The sequence below is a fragment of the Acinetobacter sp. GW821-FHT01C12 genome, from assembly GCF_059422625.1.
Window position 1 is genome coordinate 670,217 of the sequence record NZ_JBWKXD010000002.1, and the last position, 18,210, is coordinate 688,426.

Sequence of the window (18,210 nt, forward strand, 5' to 3'; positions counted from 1 at the left end):
TCGTCAGTAAGAAGATGTTTTTCCTTATTTTAAGAGATTGGCGAAAAAATGATATGTGTGAAAAAGCAAGAACCGAATTCATTGCTTAACTTAGTTCTCAATGAAATATTGTTAAACTTTTTTAGGACGAGACAAAAACAATGTGTTGAACCTATTTTCTGATTGTAAATTCAGTACGCATTGATCCAATTCACAATATTATGATGCTCAACCGCTATAACACTCAAACTACAAATTAGTACAACTGATGCTCAGCTTTAAAGTTTGTAAAATCCAACCGATTCTCTAAAGAAATCAAAGGTTCTACCTCTCGTAATGAATTTATACAACGCTGTGTAAGATGAATATATTCTTTTGTTCCATTTCGCTTCCATTCAATTTCTTTTTCTAGTAAATCACGAACGACTTTTGCAGGACTTCCAAGAGCGAGCACATTTGCGGGTATAACAGCCTTGGTTTTAACTGTGCTATTGGCACCAATAATGGTATTTTCACCAATTTCAGCTTCATCAAGAATGACACTATTCATGCCAACCAAAACATTTTTGCCAATTGTACAGCCATGTAAAATAGCAGCATGACCGATATGCCCATACTCTTCGATTAAGGTAATACTTTTCGGAAAGCCATGAATTACGCAGTTATCTTGTACATTGGAATTTTTACAGACATGAATCTGTCCAAAATCAGCACGTAACGAAGCAAAAGGACCAATATAAACGCCCTCTTCAAGAATAACATCGCCAATTAATACAGCAGTAGGATGTACAAATGCTTTAGGGTGTACGACTGGAATTACATTATCAATGGCATAACAAGGCATGTGAATAATCCATATTTTTCAAAGCCCAACTCATTTAAATAATTAAATGCGTTGGTAGGTTTAAGCGTCCATTTCCTCAACTTTTAAACCACCAAATCGCTTATAAAACATAGGATGTAAAGGTGGCATAAAACCTTCTGATGTGCGAGCAAACTGCATAAAGTACTCTTCCCCTGCAAAAACAACCAGTTGATAGAGATTACTACTTAAGTTTCTCGCATTCAGCGATAACCAGTTTGAAGGTAATAATTCAAATGGTAAATTTGGATCTTTTAATAAAATTCGGCGGAATTGATGAATAAGCAAAATACGGATTTGAAATGCTTGTGCGGCATCCATATCATCTGAATTTTCCACAAGATTTAAGAACTCTCTAAAATCATGGATAAATTTTTCATAACGTGAATGTAAGTCAAGAATTGGCCAATTAACTTCCACCATTCGTTTTACCGTTGGATAAGATTCTTGCCACAGTTGCAAAGTTTCAGCTTTAAAAATTACCACTTGATCTGTCATGTTTTGACTGAGCAATAAATTCTGTAATTTCAATTTATCGCAACTTGGATAAGCCATTACATTACTTGCGATACTGGCAAAACCCAGCCACTCCAATTCTTTCTTTAAAATTTGTTTATTATCAATATCCAATGAACTGAGTAGAACCAAATCCCAACTTTGATCCCATTCTTTATGATTAAAATTATAAATTTTAGTATCTGCGAGTGTAAAACCGTTGAGACTACTTTCAGTCACACGGTAATAACTTGTACGACCAATCTTTTCAGACACTAACCAGCCATTTTGTACCAGTCTAAATACAGCAGTCCGTACCGAACGCTCATTGAGTCCAAAAACACTCATTAACTGAATCAAACTTGCAAGACTGATAATCCCACCGTGATGATGCACACAGTCACCAAAAACCGTCATGATCAGTGACGTTCCACTTAACATTTCTTTGGTAATAAAATCATCTATAGCAAGTTTTAATTTTGAATTCATAATGTTCGATAGGACCTTAATTTAACAATCTCAAATAACAACACTCAAATTAACCGAGGCTAAGCGTACTTGATGGATGTGTAACATGATTATTGCTGCGCAAATCAAATACACGCTGAGCCTTACCTTCTGAACGTGGCAATACCCCTTCTGCCAAAATTTCAATGCTTACCGTAATTCCAACCATTGTTTTGATCTTAGTTTTGAGCTGAGTACACAGTTGTGCGTGTATTTCCTGAGGTATATCTTGACGCATTTCTGTACGGATGTGCAATCCATCCAGATGACCTTGTTTACAAATCTGAATCTCATAATTAGGAACCAATTCAGGGATTTGTAAAATTTGTTCTTCAATTTGAGATGGAAATACATTTACACCACGAATAATCATCATATCATCACTTCGCCCAACAATTTTATCCATACGGCGCATTGTTCTTGCTGTGCCTGGCAATAAACGAGTCAAATCTCGGGTTCGGTAACGAATGACAGGCATGCCTTCTTTGGTAATCGTGGTAAAAACTAATTCGCCCAATTCACCATCAGCCAACACTTCGCCTGTTTCTGGATTGATAATTTCAGGATAAAAATGATCTTCCCAAATGGTTAAACCATCTTTAGTCTCTAGACACTCCATCGCCACACCGGGTCCCATCACTTCAGATAGGCCATAGATATCCAGTGCATCAATCCTTAAACGGTCTTCAATTTCTTTACGCATCTCATTGGTCCACGGTTCCGCACCAAATATTCCGATTTTAATGGAGCACTCTTTGGCAGTACCAAATCTTTTTTCCAATGCTTCAATGATATTTAAGCAATAGGATGGTGTCACCATAATTGCCGTGGGTTTAAAGTCATGTATTAATTGTACTTGCTTTTCAGTTTGACCACCTGACATAGGAATGACCGTTGCGCCTAAACGCTCAACACCATAGTGCGCACCTAGACCACCGGTAAATAGCCCATAGCCATAAGACACTTGAATAATATCTTGATTACTTAAACCTGCAGCACGTAATGAACGTGCCACAACATCAGACCAAACTTGAATATCTTTTTGAGTATATCCCACGACAGTGGGTTGCCCCGTTGTACCTGACGAGGCATGTACTCTGACTATTTGCTGTTGTGGAACTGCAAACATGCCAAATGGATAATTTTCGCGTAAATCTTTTTTAGAGGTAAATGGAAATTTAGCTAGATCTTCTAAAGTTTTAAAATCATCAGGATGTACCCCAACTTCATCAAATTTCTGACGATAGACGGCACTATTCTGATAAGCATGTTGCAATGTTTGTTTTATACGTTCGAATTGAACATTGCGTAACTCATCAACCGATGCTTTTTCTAAATGTTCCAATGTATTGTTATTCATATTGTTACTCCCTGAACAGCCATCCTTTGGCTGTTTCTTAAAATCCTTGGTTTGGTATTGCAGTGGTTGTTATGCGTCAAAATTTTCCAAAATAAGCGCAACACCTTGCCCAACACCCACACACATCGTACATAGTGCATATTTTCCATTACGGCGTTTCAATTCTTTCATTGCCGTGATCACCAAACGTGTACCACTCATACCCAATGGATGACCTAAAGCAATTGCTCCGCCATTGGGATTGACACGTGCATCATCATCGTCCAGACCCAGTTCACGCATTACTGCAAGTGATTGTGCTGCAAATGCTTCATTCAGCTCAATAACATCCATTTGATCCAGACTTAAACCTGTCTGTTTCAGCAGTTTTTGTACGGCTGGTACTGGACCAATTCCCATATATTTTGCTTCAACGCCTGCACTTGCCATCGCAATGACTTTGGCAAGTGGTTTCAACTGATTTGCCGTTGCAAAGCCTTCACTGGTCAATAACACACAAGCGGCACCATCATTTACACCCGATGCATTTCCTGCTGTGACAGAACCATCTTGTTTGCGGAACGGCGCTTTTAATTTTGCCAAACTTTCCAGTGTGGTATCTGCGCGTGGATGTTCGTCTTCAGTTATACGTGTCAGATTTTTTTTACGATCGATTATTTCTACAGCACATATTTCTTCTGCAAACACGCCATTAAGTTGCGCAGTTGCCGTTTTTTTCTGACTATTGAAAGCAAATAAATCCTGATCTTCACGGCTAATCTGATACTTTTCAGCAACGTTTTCTGCTGTTTCAGGCATGCTGTCCACCCCAAAATTCGCTTTAAATTTTGGATTGATAAAGCGCCAACCAATAGTTGTATCATAAATACTTGGTGTTCGGCTAAAAGCGGTTTCTGGCTTGGACTGTACAAATGGCGCACGACTCATTGACTCGACCCCACCAGCCAATACAAATTGTGCTTCACCTGATTTAATAGCACGTGCAGCCAAACCAATCGCATCTAATCCTGAAGCACATAAACGGTTTACCGTAATCGCAGGTACTGAGTCTGGTAGTCCCGCAAGTAATGATGCCATTCGAGCGACGTTACGGTTATCCTCACCGGCTTGGTTGGCACAACCAAGGATAAGCTCATCTAACTGATCCCAAGCCAACGTAGGATGTTGTTGTTTTAAATATTGAATCGGCAAAGCAGCCAAATCATCTGTACGGATACTACTTAAAGCTCCTGCATAACGACCAATTGGAGTACGAATAGCATCACAAATAAACACTTGTTCCATTTTTTACTCCTTATCCTGCTTGTTTTAATTGTTGTGTTTGCTTTACGGGTAAAGCGGAAGCTGCAACTTTTTTTCTTAAATACAGACTTGGGCGATAGCGTTCTTCACCATAAACTTGATGTAAATTTTCTAAAATCATCAAAATCTGTTGTGCACCCATTTGCATCATCCATTGGAACGGACCTTGCGGATAATTCACTCCAAATCTCATGGCAGCATCAATATCGTGTTCTGTCGCGACATCATGCAAAACCGCCTCGCAAGCTTCATTGACTAACATTGCAATGCTTCGCATTACATATAACCCAGGATGATCTTTTGTCCAAACTACATGAACACCAATTGCAGCAAAGAATTGTGTCATTTTATCTTGATCTGCTTGGCAACATGCTGGAGATGCAGTCGCTGCAATTGCTTTAGCTTTGTTCCAATCTGCATGCCAATCCATCAGTACAACCTTTTGATGTGTATAAACAATATCGGCAGATTCGCCTTGCGTGAGTTGGAGATCAATATCATCAATTTGAATATAATTTTGTTGAGACACAACTTTGTTGATATTGAATGTCGTTTGATTTTTTAGGCACTGAATAAAATCAGCTTGATTGACCCATTCACCATAGATACTCACATTCATGTTCTGTGAGATATCCTGAGTCATTTCAGGTAAGCGATATACTGGTGTTGGTTGTTCTTGATGATAATTATAGAAGCCTTGTTTATTTTTACGGCCCAAACAGCCTGCATCTACCAGTTGTTTTTGAATAAGAGAGGGGCGATAACGTGGCTCGTAAAAAAATTCCTGATAAACACTCTGTGTCACTGAAAAATTCACATCTTGACCAATTAAATCCGTCAATTCACATGGTCCCATCGCAAAGCGACCACATTCACGTAAAATGAAATCTAACTGTTCAGGCGTCGTCACATTTTCCTGTAAAGCACGGAAAGCTTCAGCATAATACGGACGAGCCACGCGGTTCACAATAAAACCGGGCGTAGATTTGGCTAAAACGGGTACTTTGTTCCATGTCTGCATCAGATCAAACAAAGCATCTACATTCACTTTAGCAGTTTTTAAGCCTTGTACAATTTCAACTAGTTTCATTACCGGTGCAGGGTTAAAAAAGTGTAATCCAATCACACGTTCAGGTTGTGGAATCACAGATGCTATTGCAGTTATTGAAATGGATGAGGTATTAGAAGCAAAAATAGTTTGTTCTGAGCAAATCGCTGCAAGTTGTTGAAAAATGCTTTGTTTCACTTCTTTATTTTCCACCACAGCTTCAATAATTAATCCTGCTGCCGCAAGCTGCTGAATATCATCAACCACAGTTAAATTTGCCAATGTACTGTCCACAATGGCTTGTGTTATTTTTCCAGCTTGTACACGTTTATTCAGTTGCACTGTTAGCTGTGCAAGTGCTGCCTTGGCTGTATCGAGATCAAGGTCAAAGAGCAGCGTTTGATGACCATTCATCGCAGCCAGTTGAGCAATCCCAATACCCATCGTTCCTGCACCAATAACAGCGACATTTGCTTGCTGTAAATTGAATTGTTGCATGATCAGCATCCTTTAAATTCAGGGCTACGTTTTTGCATAAATGCTTGTACGCCTTCTTTATAATCGCTGGAACGACCGGCTAAACGCTGTAAGTCACGCTCTAAAATCAATTGATCATCAAGGCTATTGTGAGCAGCAGCATGGATTGCTTTTTTAATTAAAGACAAGCCATAGGTGGGTTGTGTTGCCAAATGCTCAGCCAATTTTTCCGCTTCAGCTTTGAGTTGTTCATCTGCAACACTTTGCCAAATCATGCCCAGTTGCTCTGCCTTTTCAGCAGGAATTTTATCGCCCAGCATTGCCAAACCCATTGCTTGTGCGCGTCCAACCAAACGGGGTAAAAACCAAGTGCCTCCCGAGTCAGGTACCAAACCTAAGCGACAAAAGGCTTGAATAAATGATGCAGATTTTGCGGCAAGAACAATGTCACAGGCCAAGGCAATATTTGCACCTGCTCCAGCCGCCACACCATTTACCGCACAAATCACGGGCTTCTGCATTTCTGTAATCAGTTTGATTAATGGGTTGTAATATTTTTCAATCGATACCCCCAAATCAGGTACATCTGCATTGAGATCAACCACTCGATCAGCTAAATCCTGCCCTGCACAAAAACCACGACCTTCGGCTGAAATCACCACCGCGCGAATATTTGAATCTTTGGCCCAGTCCTTTAACGTTTGTGATACTTCATGATGCATCGTTTCATTAAAACTATTCAGTTGCTTTGGGCGATTAAAAGTTAAATAACCGACTGCATTTTTTTCTTCAACAATTATGGTTTGGTAATCCATCACACACCTCTAAATTCTGGTTTTCTTTTTTCAAAAAATGCATCAATACCTTCCTTACGGTCTTGAGTTGCCGTAAGCCAGACAAAATGCTGACGTTCTTGCTTCAAGCCTTGGCTTAAAGTCACTTCATGAATGGATTTCAACGATTGTTTAATGACACGGATTGCCAATGGCGCTTGTTTGGCAATTTTTTCAGCCAGTTCAATTGCATATTGCACCGTCAGTGCGCTTGGGCAAATTTGGCTACTAATACCATGTTGTAATGCAAGCGCTGCAGAAATACGTTCCCTTGTCATTGCCCAACGCATGGCCAATTGCTGTCCGACCAAACGTGCTAAACGCTGCGTACCACCTGCACCAGGCAACATACCTAAACCGATTTCGGGTAAGGCAAATTGTGCATTTTCACCAGTCAGCACAATATCGCCATGCAAGGCGAGCTCAAAGCCTGCACCAAAGGCAAAGCCATTGATCGCCATAATGATTGGTTTTGAAAACTCATCAATGTGTTTCCATAGTAGCGGACGTTGATCTTGCTGGATTGTCACCACATCAAGGGCTGCCAATTCTTTTAGATCAGCACCCGCTGCAAAACATGTTTCATTACCAGTAATCACAACAGTTTTAATACTTTGGTCCCACTCTAAATCTTGCAGCACCTCCACAAGTTGTTTTAAGGTGGCATTATTTAACGCATTATGTTTTTCTGGGCGATTTAACTCGATAAGCATCACGCCTGTTTTCACTAAACTGGTTTTTAAGAAATCCATTTCTCTGCTCCAATGTTATTCCGTTTTATTCATCAAAACTCAAACGCACATTTGGAGTCGTTGGCAATGCTTGACAGCTGAGTACATAACCTTTTGCAAGTTCTTCAGGTTCAAGACTATAGTTAATTGCCATCTCGACCTTGCCTTCAAGTACTTTGCATTTACAGGTTGCGCATACGCCACCTTTGCATGCATAAGGTAAATCGGCACCTGCACGTAATGCAGCATCTAGAATACTGTCATCTTCTTTGGCGACTTCAATGATCAACTCGCGCCCATCCAGCACAATATTGACTTTTTCTTCATTACGATTGCCAATGTGCTGCGCTGTGGCTTTTTTCACAGCTCCAGTATTAAAACGTTCAGTATGAATTTTGCTGCGTTCAATGCCAAATTCAGGTAAAACCGTTTCGACGGCCTCCATCATTTCATTGGGACCACAGGCAAAACAATGATCAAATTCTGCATAAATCAGATTTGCTTTAAATAATAATTGCAGTTTTTCAGCATCAATCCGACCATTAAACAAAGCACTGTCATTCATTTCACGAGAGAAGACATTGATCAATTGAAAACGCTCTTTAAAACGATCTTTTAAATCCATAATTTGCTCAGCAAACATGGTTTGTTTCCAAGTACGATTGCCATAAATCAGGGTAAAACTGGCAGCTTGTTGCTGTAATAACACTGTTTTTATAATGGATAAAATTGGGGTAATTCCACTGCCTGCGGCAAATCCTAAGTAGTTTTTTCCTCCAGTTTTGGCAACTTTTTGAAAAAAAATCCCTTGCGGCGGCATTACTTCAAGTTGATCACCAGCTTTTAAATTGTCATTTGCCCAAGTTGAAAATTGACCTTGATCAATTTTTTTAATCGCGATACTCATATCTTCTTGAACATCACTACAAATCGAATAACAACGACGAATTTCACCACTTTCTGTTAAATGGCGAATGGTTAAATGTTGCCCTGGTTGATACTGAAAGCGCTGTTGTTGTTCTGGTGTAAGATCAAACGCAATACAAATCGCCTGCTCAGTTTGAGGCGTAATTGATTTTATGGTTAATTGTACAAATTGACTCATGTGAAAATCCCTCTTTCATTTTAACTTTTCAAACTGTTGAACAATGTTCAACTTAAATACATTTGAAATAGTCAAATGGTTCTAAGCAGTCTTGGCATTGATATAAGGCTTTACATGCAGTAGAACTAAATTCGCTTAATAATTTGCTGTGTATGCTGTGGCAATGTGGACATTCAATCCCATCGGTTAATGCGACATGTGTACCACAACTGTGTGCCTCGCCTTTTGGAGGTGCAATACCGTATTGTTTCAGCTTGTCTTTGCCATTTTGGCTCATCCAATCGGTGGTCCAAGCTTCTGTTAAATCCACCACAACTTGAATCGGTGTGAAACCTTTTGCAGTAAACGCGTGTACGATTTCATCTTTGAGCACATCTGTTGCAGGGCAACCGCTATAGGTGGGTGTAAGTCGAACCACAATATTATTGTCCTGATTCAACTCCACCCCACGAATCATGCCTAAATCCACAACCGATAACACTGGAATTTCAGGATCAGAAATCTGTTGTAAAATATCCCAGCAATCATCGCTAAATTGTCGAATTAAATTCATGTAGTTCACTCCTTGTGAAAAGCTGAACTTACCAACTCATATTGGGATAAGTACGTTGCATATATTGCAATTCAGCCAAAACGAAACCTAAATATTCAGTATGCAGGCCTTGTTTTGCACCACTACGATAAGCCCCTGTTTCAGGTAAACTAAGCTCTAAACGTTGCAGTTCAACTGTTACGACATCCAGCCATTGCGCTTTTAAAGGTTCAATATTTGGAATTAAGCCTTCTGATACCAAGCCTTGTTCTTCGGTGGTTAAGACAAATAATTCTTTGCTAAAACGCCACAATTCGTTTAAACCTAATTGGGTTTTTGCATGTGCTTCGCTCGTCCCTAAACTTAAACGTTCCATCCAAGCGGTAGAAAAACGTAAGTGATATTTCACTTCACGTAATGATTTCAGCGCAAATGCAGCTAACGCTTTGTGTTGACTATGGCTTAATGCAGCAAATAACAAATGATGATAATGATCCATTAACCACTGGCGTACCATGGTTTGTGCAAAGTCACCATTGGGTTGTTCACATAACAATAAATTGCGATATTCACGTTCGTTACGGAAAAATGCCAATTGATCTTCGTCACGACCTAAGCCTTCCTCTTCACCGGCAAGACTTAACAATGTTCTGGCTTGGCCTAGCAAATCCAAACCAATATTGGCTAATGCAATATCCAGCTCTAGCTCAGGCGCATGACCACACCATTCAGCCAAACGATGCGATAAAATCAGTTGGCTATCACCCAAATGCAATAAGAACTGTGCAAATACTGAATGACTCATCTTCGTCCCCCTTACATATGCTCAATGCCGTCTGGAATATGGTAAAACGTCGGATGACGATATACCTTGTCTAATGCTGGATCAAAAAATTCATTTTTTTCACTAGGTTGAGATGAAGTAATCCATTCAGATTTCACCACCCAAATACTGATCCCTTCATTGCGACGGGTATAAACATCACGGGCATTCTGGAGTGCAATTTCTGCATCTGGCGCACGTAAACTACCCACATGACGATGGCTTAAACCTTGTTTACTTCGTACAAAAACTTCAAATAGCGACCAGTTATTTTTATTGTCCATCATAAAATCCTTATTAAATTTGACTATAACGCTGAACTAAGCAACTTTGGCAGCAGCTTGTTGTTGCTTTTTTTGTGCATAGACCACAGCAGTATCACGTACCCATTTGCCACCTTCCCACGCTTTACGGCGTGCTTCGATACGTTCGTGATTACATGGGCCTTTACCTGCAAGAATGTCAAAAAATTCGTCCCAATTAATTTCACCAGACTGGTAATGTCCTGTTGCTTCATTAAAACGTAAGTCAGGATCTGGCACAGTCAAACCAAGCTGTAAAACTTGCGGTACCGTGTTATCCACAAATTTTTGACGGAGTGCATCATTACTAAAGAGTTTAATTTTCCATTGCATGCTTTGCGCGCTGTTTGGAGAATTGTCATCACTCGGACCAAACATCATTTGTGCAGGCCACCAAAAACGATTCACTGCATCTTGTGCCAATTGTTTTTGCTCAGGTGTCCCATTTGCCAACTGCATCATGGCTTCAAAGCCTTGGCGTTGATGGAAACTTTCTTCTTTACATACACGCACCATGGCACGTGCATAGGGACCATAAGAGGTACGACATAACGCAACTTGATTGACAATTGCCGCACCATCAACCAACCAGCCAATGGCAGCAACATCGGCCCAAGTTAAGGTTGGATAATTAAAAATTGATGAATACTTCATCTGCCCAGCAATGAGTTTATCCATCATGTCATCACGATCGGCACCCAAGGTTTCAGCCGCACTATATAAATACAATGCATGCCCTGCTTCATCTTGAACTTTAGCAAGTAAAACAGCTTTACGTTTTAAGCTTGGTGCACGCGTGATCCAATTGCCCTCAGGTAACATTCCCACAACTTCTGAGTGTGCATGTTGTCCAATCTGACGAATTAAAGTTTTACGATATGCATCTGGCATCCAATCTTTAGGCTCAATCGAAATATCCTTTTCCAGAGATTGATCGAAATCTTTTTGATGATTATTCATTGTGTCCTCACTTATCCCAAGTGTTATGCTATTTAAATTAAAACGATACAAATAAAAAATCAATACATATTTTTATGTATCATAATTATTTTAAAATTTACCTCTGCAAACAATTGTTTTAATTAAAATTATTTTTATTATATTTTTAATATCACAATATTTAGCTAAAAAAATTTGACATTTTAAAATTTAAAAGACAAATTATGAGTCATTAAAAATAGAAAACCATCTAAAACGTATCACAAAAGGAGTTTGAGTAATGCTTGATTTAGATACGGCAATACCCCATACGGAACCCGATGAAATGACCACAAAATCAACCACGCAGCCTGCGATTAAAACATTAAGCTCTTTGGTTTATGGACAAGAATATTTCGCTCAACAAGACTTCCGTACTGTCTATCATGCGATAACAGGTGAAGCCATTTATCAAGTGAGTAGTCAAGGAATCGACACGCAAGCCATTGTTGATTATGCAAAACAAAAAGGTGCTGCACTTGCATCACTGACTTTCCATCAACGTGCCAATGCATTAAAACAAGTCGCTCAATATTTGCTGGAACGCAAAGAAAGCTATTATGAACTCGCCAAAGCAACAGGTTGTACCCGTAAAGATGCTTGGATTGATATCGAGGGTGGAATCGGAACTTTATTCGCCTATTCGAGTTTAGTTCGTCGTGAACTCAGCGATGAAACCGCCTTGGTTGAAGATGCTTGGATTCCGCTATCTAAAAACGGTACCTTTGGCGCAAAGCATATTCTTAGCCCAAAGGCTGGTGTCGCTGTGCATATTGATGCTTTTAATTTTCCAATTTGGGGAATGTTAGAAAAAATTGCCCCTACATTATTGGCAGGTGTGCCATGTATCGTTAAACCGGCCACGGAAGGTGCAGAATTGACCCACGCTGTTGTCAAAGACATTTTGGCTAGCGGCATCTTAGCAGAAGGTGCATTACAGCTTATCTGTGGTCAAACTTATGATTTATTCGAACATTTAAACCCTCAAGACACAGTAACGTTTACAGGTTCTGCATCCACTGGGCAAAAATTACGCGCAACGCCGCATTTAAATCATTATTCAATTCCATTTACCATGGAAGCAGATTCTGTTAATAGTGCTATTTTGACTCAACACGCATCTACGGAAACAACCGATCTATTTGTACGAGAAGTCTTTCGTGAAATGACCACAAAAGCCGGGCAAAAATGTACTGCAATCCGTCGTGCCTTTGTTCCCGTAGAGTTACTTGAAACAGTACAAACACGGTTAATCGCAAAATTAAAAAATGTGGTCATGGGCAACCCTGAACGTGAAAATGTCACCATGGGGGCATTAGCCAGTGTAAAACAAAAACATGATGTGGCTGAAAAAGTAGAGCAACTCAATCAAGAGGCTGAAATTGTATTTGGTAGCCACCTTCGTCAAGATTTCACCATTCAAGCTGAAAATCCTGAACAAGGCGCGTTTTATCCACCGACTGTTTTAGTCTGTAAAAATCCAAGCCAAGCCACGACCATTCATCACATAGAAGCTTTTGGTCCAGTTGTTACTTTAATGCCTTATGCAAACCTTCAAGAGCTGGCTGATTTAGTTGCACGGGGTGAAGGTAGTTTAGTTGCTTCTGTGGTGCGCAATACGGATGAAAATGTAGAGCAGATCATTGCCAAAATTGCACCTTGGCATGGTCGAGTACATATCCTAGATAGTGAAAATGCCAAAGAAAGTACAGGTCATGGTTCGCCTCTTCCTTACCTAGTTCATGGCGGCCCAGGTCGTGCTGGTGGTGGTGAGGAATTAGGTGGTTTACGTGCGGTAAAACATTATATGCAACGCACAGCAATCCAAGGTTCACCCAAAGCCATGACACAAATTGGTCATAGTTGGACCATTGGTTCAGAGGTTTTTGAAGATCGAGTTCATCCCTTTAAAAAATCATTTGATGAATTACGTATCGGTGAGCGCCTATTGACTGCTCGTCGAACTGTGACAGAAGCTGATATTGTCAATTTTGCTGGCTTAAGTGGAGATCACTTCTATGCACATATGGACAAAATTGCTGCGGCTGACTCAATATTTGGTGATCGTGTTGCGCATGGCTATTTTATCGTATCCGCTGCTGCAGGGTTATTTGTAGATGCAGCACCAGGTCCAGTGATTGCAAACTATGGGATGGACAATTTACGTTTTGTAGAGCCTGTTAAAATCGGAGATACCATTCAAGTCGAATTAACCTGTAAACAAAAAACTCCGAAGCCTTTACAAGACCCAAGCCAAAAAGCCCACGGCGTTGTTGTTTGGGACATTAAAGTAAAAAACCAACGACATGAACTAGTTGCCACTTACGATATTTTAACCTTAGTCAATCGAGACTAATTAAGCGTTTGTTTAAAACTAATTTTTATTGAATCAGCTCCCCTAAATTTCCAAAGTTAGCCTCAGTCATTGTGTGGCAATCAAGCTAGGCTTTAGGAGAGTTTTTCAAACCTATACCAGAATAAATACTGAACAGATGCAATTTCAGTTAGCGATCTCGGCATTAATAAATCACATTGTTGGTCATGATGATGTATTTGCCTAAATAAAGATGAAATTCATGGAATTAAACACGTGACCAAAATAACTTTAGATGAGGTGATTGCTCACACGGATACAACGTTGATTGATAACACGACAGCACACATTACAGCTGAACCGATTGGATGACTGGGTGAAGATATAACTTATAAGGAGTTATGTAAAACCTGATTCAACTTCGTCTACAAAATCACATTTACCCAAATCAGTTTATTTGGGTTTTCTTGTTGCAAAAGACTTAATAAAAAACATTAAAAGGATACTAATAATTATTATTTAATTTATTTTAGTATCAAATTATAAATAAAAATTAAAAACAAAACATCAGTAAAACTTGTAATTATTTGATTTAAAATATTTTCATATTATTGTTAGAAATTTAGAATATTACCATTTTAAAATAAAAAGATACTATTTTTATTTTATTTTAAAAATAGTGTATCCATTTAAAAAATATTCAAGCATAATTATTCGATTGATTCATGATGAGTCAATACGACAAGGATTTTGTTTCAATCAAAAAACCAAGAATAGATTGAAGCATAAGTGAAATACAAAAAGGAAAAGCTATGGAAAACTCTCAAGCAGAATTGCACGGCTCGACGCTTGCACTTCCCACTTCATCGGCATCACGTACTCGCAAAATTGCGATAGCAACGATTGTTGGGACCACCATAGAGTGGTATGACTATTTTATTTATGCCGCTGTTGCAGGCTTAGTTTTTAATCAACTGTTTTTTAAACCCGCAGGTCCAGCCTTTGCCACCCTGTTGGTTTTTGCATCTGTAGGGATCAGTTTTATTTTTCGGCCTTTTGGCGCATTTATCGCAGGTTATTTTGGCGATAAGTTTGGACGTAAAACCGTTCTAGCCGCTACGTTAATCATGATGGGTGGAACCACAACTCTAATTGGCTTATTACCCACTTACGACAGCGTGGGTATCATCGCGCCTATCATTTTAATTTTACTGCGTATTTTACAAGGAATTTCCGCAGGCGGTGAATGGGGCGGTGCTGTACTGATGGCCGTTGAACATGCACCTACCCACAAACGTGGATTATTTAGCTCATTCCCACAACTCGGTGTTCCACTTGGTTTATTACTGGCATCACTGGTTTTAGTGATCATGACTGGCTATGTTTCACCAGGAGAAGAATTTTTAGCGTGGGGTTGGAGAATTCCATTTATATGCAGTATCTTCCTCTTTGCTTTAGGCTACTGGATTCGCCGTTCAGTTGAAGAAAGCCCTATTTTTGAGGAGTTAAAGCAGAAAGGCACCACACAGAAACCGATCCGTGAACTTTTTGGACAGTATAAAAAAGTCATTTTTAGCTCAGCATTATTGATAGCTGGTACAACTGCGCTGGGCTACATGACTGCTGGTGGCTTTATTCAAAGCTTTACCACCAATCCAAATGGTCTGAATTTAGAGCGTCCAATCATTTTGACCTTGATCAGTATTTCTGCCGTTATTTGGACCTTCTTTACTTGGTTATCTGCAGTGCTTTCAGATAAATTTGGACGTAAACCAGTTTATATTTTCGGCTCATTGATTCAAATCATTACCGCTCTGGTGCTTTTCCCACTGATTAGTACAGGCAACTATAGCTACATCATGTCTGGTCTAGCCTTATTATCAATGGGTATTGGAATCACCTATGGTGTGCAAGCTGTCTTTTATTCTGAACTCTTCCCTGCTTCTATTCGCTTTTCGGGTATATCCATCACCTATGCGATTGGCTCGATCATTGGCGGTGCATTCGCGCCATTAATTGCAGCAGCATTAATCGGCAAAGTAAACGGTATTTATTTAGTCAGTGCATATTTAACCGTGATGTCTGTGATTGCTTTTTTAGCGATTTGTATTTTTAAAGACCGCACAGGTGTTGCTTTAGAACCTGATGCTGAAGAAACCCAGAAAAAATCACCTTTCATTTGGAAATAAACTTAAGTCAAGGATGCCTTATGTTATTCAATACACCATTTACAAAGATTTTTACTACGCTCATATTCATCAATACTTGTGCTTTTACACAACTAGCGCTAGCCAAAGATGAATGGAAATTAACTTTAAAAAATGCCTATATTGATCGCAATTTTGACCAAAAAAATATCAAAGATTCAGGGAGTTGGTCACAAGGCGTATCATTATTTTATCACTCACAATTTTATGACACACCCATTGAAATTTTAGAACATCCTCTGCAAATTGGCGTTGATGGTTCAATGCAATATGCGGTACGTCTAAGCAATGACAAACATGTCAATGATACCGTATTGCCTTTTGACCCAGTCAAACAAGAACAAGCAGCAGACTATTTAAAATATGGGGGTACACTTAAACTTAAATATGATCAGGCAGAATTGAGAGTGGGTGAGTTATGGCTCAATTTACCCATGACCGCAATCGACACAAGCCGTCAGCTTTTAACGACTTATCAAGGTGTGAACTTAAAATTTCCAATTCAAGAAAAACTTAAAGTCGAACTTGGTCATGTGTCGAAAAACTCTCCTCGCAATGAGGAGGATTTTTATAAATTTTCTTATACGCAGAAAGGTATAAAACATTATTCAGATGGATTGGATTACCTGAATTTATCTTATGATGTGAATAAAGATTTTAATATCAATTATTACTATGGGCATTTAGAAAATTTATATGATAAACACTATTTAGGTGTGGAGCATCGATACCCAATTGCCGACAATATCGCCTTACATTCAAAGTTACGATATTTTAATTCTCAAGATAATAGCAGTGCTTTAGATATCGATAGCCAAAATGTAGGTTTATTGGAAACATTGAAACTGAACAATCACACTTTAGGTGTTGGTTATCAAAGAATTATTGGGGACGCCTACCCTTTGCCTGATGGTTTTTTACCTGAGCTTTATTTTATTAACTGGAATGTCACCGGCTTTTTTAAAGAAAATGAAAAATCATGGCATTTTGTTTATGGTTATGACTTTAAAGATTACATCCTCGGTTTAAACAGCATTGCAAAATATGCGGTTGGGCGGGATATTAAAATGAGCAATGGTGATAAAAATAAAGAGTCCGAACTTGATGTTCTGACGACTTATAATTTTCAGCAACCTGCGCTAAAAGGACTGTCTTTACAGCACTTATTTACACGTTACCAGCAAGATTATGGGAGTGATTTTACAGAAAATCGTTTCTTTATCAATTATCAATATAAGTTCTAATCCTCTCATCTCGAAATCGTTTCAATCCATGTCTGATGAATTTCATCAGGCATGGATGAGGAGAAAATGCTTATATTCACTGGCTGACATTTAATTTGAGGCCATATTGTCTGAAATCACTGAAATTCGATTTTATTTATCAAAATCGAAAAGTTTTGCATTACAACAATATTTTAAATTGTATTTCCACAAATATCTTTCGTACCTGTTGGATAAGTAAATTGGAATTGATTTTTATCAGTAATAAGTTCTACTGAATGGACCTTTCCAATATTAGGTGAAGTCGAATCTGTTCCATAGTAAGCCATTCCATTTGTAAAAGCTAAGCTATTAATCTTACTTGGATTTGTTGAAACATAACCCTTATTAACGCCATTATAAATGACCCCAACCTGCTTTGTATCTTGGTTTACATATATACCAATTTTTTGATATCCATCAGTTGTACTTGTCAAAGGCAGCTCAATCATACCTGTTGCACCATCAACAGTACTCCCCACGCCAATTGTGACTTTATTTGGAGTGGTACTACCGAGTAAATGATTTGCATATAGAGCTACTATTTGACCTTTTCCATTATCGTAATAAGCATCAGCATAATTAGGATACATAAATATCTGTTCATTATTAGGAAGCAAGGTTGTTGGCACTTTAATCTTGTATTCATAAGCGAAGATTCCACTCTGTGGAACAGCACTACCATTACTTTGACCTGAAATTGCATTACCATTTGCTGCAATATACATCTGTTGAGAGTTCTCTGGAGTGACAGCTGTTGTAAATGATGTCTTTTGTCCAACTATATTGGGGAATTTCTGAAATCCTGAGAAAACTGCAGATATTTGAACTTGTGTCGCATCAAAATTATAAGTACAAGCACTCCACCCACTCATACTCATCAATCCAGTTGCTAGTGCTATTGTTAATTTTTTCATTATCCATTCCTTGTTATTTTGAAAATAAAATATAGAACAGAAAATGAGTTACATGAAATAAATCCGATAAAAATTTACTAACTATTCAATAAAAAATAAAAGTTAGTTTTCTAATTTCCTAGTAGCTCAATCTTGTTATTTCCAATAAAAAATCTATCATTGAATAAACAAAATAA

Annotated in this window: 16 protein-coding genes; 3 read left to right on the forward strand and 13 right to left on the reverse strand. The window is 38.8% G+C overall.

Annotation, left to right across the window (positions count from 1 at the left end):
• Positions 1-235 precede the first annotated feature (235 nt).
• From AC07WY_RS08585 to paaA, 12 genes are all read right to left on the reverse strand, one after another.
• Positions 236-823, reverse strand: a complete 588-nt coding sequence (locus AC07WY_RS08585) for a gamma carbonic anhydrase family protein (protein WP_262086760.1) — start codon at positions 821-823, stop codon at positions 236-238.
• 60 nt (positions 824-883) lie between these two features.
• On the reverse strand, positions 884-1,825 hold the full coding sequence (locus tag AC07WY_RS08590; protein WP_419336329.1) for a PaaX family transcriptional regulator: 942 nt from the start codon (positions 1,823-1,825) through the stop codon (positions 884-886).
• Positions 1,826-1,874: 49 nt separating this feature from the next.
• Entirely contained in the window at positions 1,875-3,203 is a 1,329-nt protein-coding gene (gene paaK, locus AC07WY_RS08595; protein ID WP_494736155.1) for a phenylacetate--CoA ligase PaaK, read from the reverse strand.
• A gap of 69 nt (positions 3,204-3,272) precedes the next feature.
• Positions 3,273-4,487 (reverse strand): 3-oxoadipyl-CoA thiolase, encoded by a 1,215-nt coding sequence (pcaF, locus tag AC07WY_RS08600; protein ID WP_244013836.1) that lies wholly within the window; start codon positions 4,485-4,487, stop codon positions 3,273-3,275.
• Between the two features lie 10 nt (positions 4,488-4,497).
• Positions 4,498-6,051: a 3-hydroxyacyl-CoA dehydrogenase gene (locus tag AC07WY_RS08605; protein ID WP_494736156.1), complete on the reverse strand. Its 1,554-nt coding sequence runs from the start codon at positions 6,049-6,051 to the stop codon at positions 4,498-4,500.
• Between the two features lie 2 nt (positions 6,052-6,053).
• Positions 6,054-6,845: a 2-(1,2-epoxy-1,2-dihydrophenyl)acetyl-CoA isomerase PaaG gene (paaG, locus tag AC07WY_RS08610; protein WP_494736157.1), complete on the reverse strand. Its 792-nt coding sequence runs from the start codon at positions 6,843-6,845 to the stop codon at positions 6,054-6,056.
• The gene (locus tag AC07WY_RS08615; RefSeq protein WP_494736158.1) at positions 6,845-7,615 is read right to left on the reverse strand and encodes an enoyl-CoA hydratase-related protein; all 771 of its coding nucleotides are present in this window, start codon (positions 7,613-7,615) and stop codon (positions 6,845-6,847) included. The genes paaG and AC07WY_RS08615 overlap by 1 nt, the downstream gene beginning before the upstream one ends.
• Positions 7,616-7,640: 25 nt before the next feature.
• Positions 7,641-8,699 (reverse strand): 1,2-phenylacetyl-CoA epoxidase subunit PaaE, encoded by a 1,059-nt coding sequence (gene paaE, locus AC07WY_RS08620; RefSeq protein WP_494736159.1) that lies wholly within the window; start codon positions 8,697-8,699, stop codon positions 7,641-7,643.
• A gap of 52 nt (positions 8,700-8,751) precedes the next feature.
• On the reverse strand, positions 8,752-9,252 hold the full coding sequence (gene paaD / locus AC07WY_RS08625) for a 1,2-phenylacetyl-CoA epoxidase subunit PaaD (RefSeq protein ID WP_004717762.1): 501 nt from the start codon (positions 9,250-9,252) through the stop codon (positions 8,752-8,754).
• Between the two features lie 28 nt (positions 9,253-9,280).
• Positions 9,281-10,036 (reverse strand): 1,2-phenylacetyl-CoA epoxidase subunit PaaC, encoded by a 756-nt coding sequence (gene paaC, locus AC07WY_RS08630; RefSeq protein WP_262086768.1) that lies wholly within the window; start codon positions 10,034-10,036, stop codon positions 9,281-9,283.
• Positions 10,037-10,047: 11 nt separating this feature from the next.
• Complete coding sequence (paaB, locus tag AC07WY_RS08635; RefSeq protein WP_058967538.1) at positions 10,048-10,338, reverse strand: 1,2-phenylacetyl-CoA epoxidase subunit PaaB; 291 nt, start codon at positions 10,336-10,338, stop codon at positions 10,048-10,050.
• A 36-nt stretch (positions 10,339-10,374) separates the two neighbouring features.
• Positions 10,375-11,316, reverse strand: a complete 942-nt coding sequence (paaA, locus tag AC07WY_RS08640) for a 1,2-phenylacetyl-CoA epoxidase subunit PaaA (RefSeq protein WP_004717768.1) — start codon at positions 11,314-11,316, stop codon at positions 10,375-10,377.
• Between the two features lie 304 nt (positions 11,317-11,620).
• On the opposite strand from paaA, the gene paaZ reads away from it, so the two are divergent.
• The 3 genes from paaZ (at position 11,621) to AC07WY_RS08655 (ending at position 17,099) form a co-directional block, all read left to right on the forward strand.
• Positions 11,621-13,690, forward strand: a complete 2,070-nt coding sequence (paaZ, locus tag AC07WY_RS08645; RefSeq protein WP_494736239.1) for a phenylacetic acid degradation bifunctional protein PaaZ — start codon at positions 11,621-11,623, stop codon at positions 13,688-13,690.
• Positions 13,691-14,460: 770 nt separating this feature from the next.
• Positions 14,461-15,837, forward strand: a complete 1,377-nt coding sequence (locus AC07WY_RS08650; RefSeq protein ID WP_494736160.1) for an MFS transporter — start codon at positions 14,461-14,463, stop codon at positions 15,835-15,837.
• 20 nt (positions 15,838-15,857) lie between these two features.
• On the forward strand, positions 15,858-17,099 hold the full coding sequence (locus tag AC07WY_RS08655; protein WP_262086770.1) for an OprD family porin: 1,242 nt from the start codon (positions 15,858-15,860) through the stop codon (positions 17,097-17,099).
• Positions 17,100-17,272: 173 nt separating this feature from the next.
• On the opposite strand, the gene AC07WY_RS08660 is transcribed toward AC07WY_RS08655, so the two are convergent.
• Complete coding sequence (locus AC07WY_RS08660) at positions 17,273-18,034, reverse strand: DUF4882 family protein (RefSeq protein WP_494736161.1); 762 nt, start codon at positions 18,032-18,034, stop codon at positions 17,273-17,275.
• Positions 18,035-18,210: the final 176 nt, after the last annotated feature.

Excerpts from the sequence above, each read along its gene's own strand:
- AC07WY_RS08585 (WP_262086760.1), bottom strand. The coding sequence starts at position 823 with ATGCCTTGTTATGCCATTGATAATGTAATTCCAGTCGTACACCCTAAA.
- AC07WY_RS08590 (WP_419336329.1), bottom strand. The coding sequence starts at position 1,825 with ATGAATTCAAAATTAAAACTTGCTATAGATGATTTTATTACCAAAGAA.
- paaK (WP_494736155.1), bottom strand. The coding sequence starts at position 3,203 with ATGAATAACAATACATTGGAACATTTAGAAAAAGCATCGGTTGATGAG.
- pcaF (WP_244013836.1), bottom strand. The coding sequence starts at position 4,487 with ATGGAACAAGTGTTTATTTGTGATGCTATTCGTACTCCAATTGGTCGT.
- AC07WY_RS08605 (WP_494736156.1), bottom strand. The coding sequence starts at position 6,051 with ATGCAACAATTCAATTTACAGCAAGCAAATGTCGCTGTTATTGGTGCA.
- paaG (WP_494736157.1), bottom strand. The coding sequence starts at position 6,845 with ATGGATTACCAAACCATAATTGTTGAAGAAAAAAATGCAGTCGGTTAT.
- AC07WY_RS08615 (WP_494736158.1), bottom strand. The coding sequence starts at position 7,615 with ATGGATTTCTTAAAAACCAGTTTAGTGAAAACAGGCGTGATGCTTATC.
- paaE (WP_494736159.1), bottom strand. The coding sequence starts at position 8,699 with ATGAGTCAATTTGTACAATTAACCATAAAATCAATTACGCCTCAAACT.
- paaD (WP_004717762.1), bottom strand. The coding sequence starts at position 9,252 with ATGAATTTAATTCGACAATTTAGCGATGATTGCTGGGATATTTTACAA.
- paaC (WP_262086768.1), bottom strand. The coding sequence starts at position 10,036 with ATGAGTCATTCAGTATTTGCACAGTTCTTATTGCATTTGGGTGATAGC.
- paaB (WP_058967538.1), bottom strand. The coding sequence starts at position 10,338 with ATGGACAATAAAAATAACTGGTCGCTATTTGAAGTTTTTGTACGAAGT.
- paaA (WP_004717768.1), bottom strand. The coding sequence starts at position 11,316 with ATGAATAATCATCAAAAAGATTTCGATCAATCTCTGGAAAAGGATATT.
- paaZ (WP_494736239.1), top strand. The coding sequence starts at position 11,621 with ATGACCACAAAATCAACCACGCAGCCTGCGATTAAAACATTAAGCTCT.
- AC07WY_RS08650 (WP_494736160.1), top strand. The coding sequence starts at position 14,461 with ATGGAAAACTCTCAAGCAGAATTGCACGGCTCGACGCTTGCACTTCCC.
- AC07WY_RS08655 (WP_262086770.1), top strand. The coding sequence starts at position 15,858 with ATGTTATTCAATACACCATTTACAAAGATTTTTACTACGCTCATATTC.
- AC07WY_RS08660 (WP_494736161.1), bottom strand. The coding sequence starts at position 18,034 with ATGAAAAAATTAACAATAGCACTAGCAACTGGATTGATGAGTATGAGT.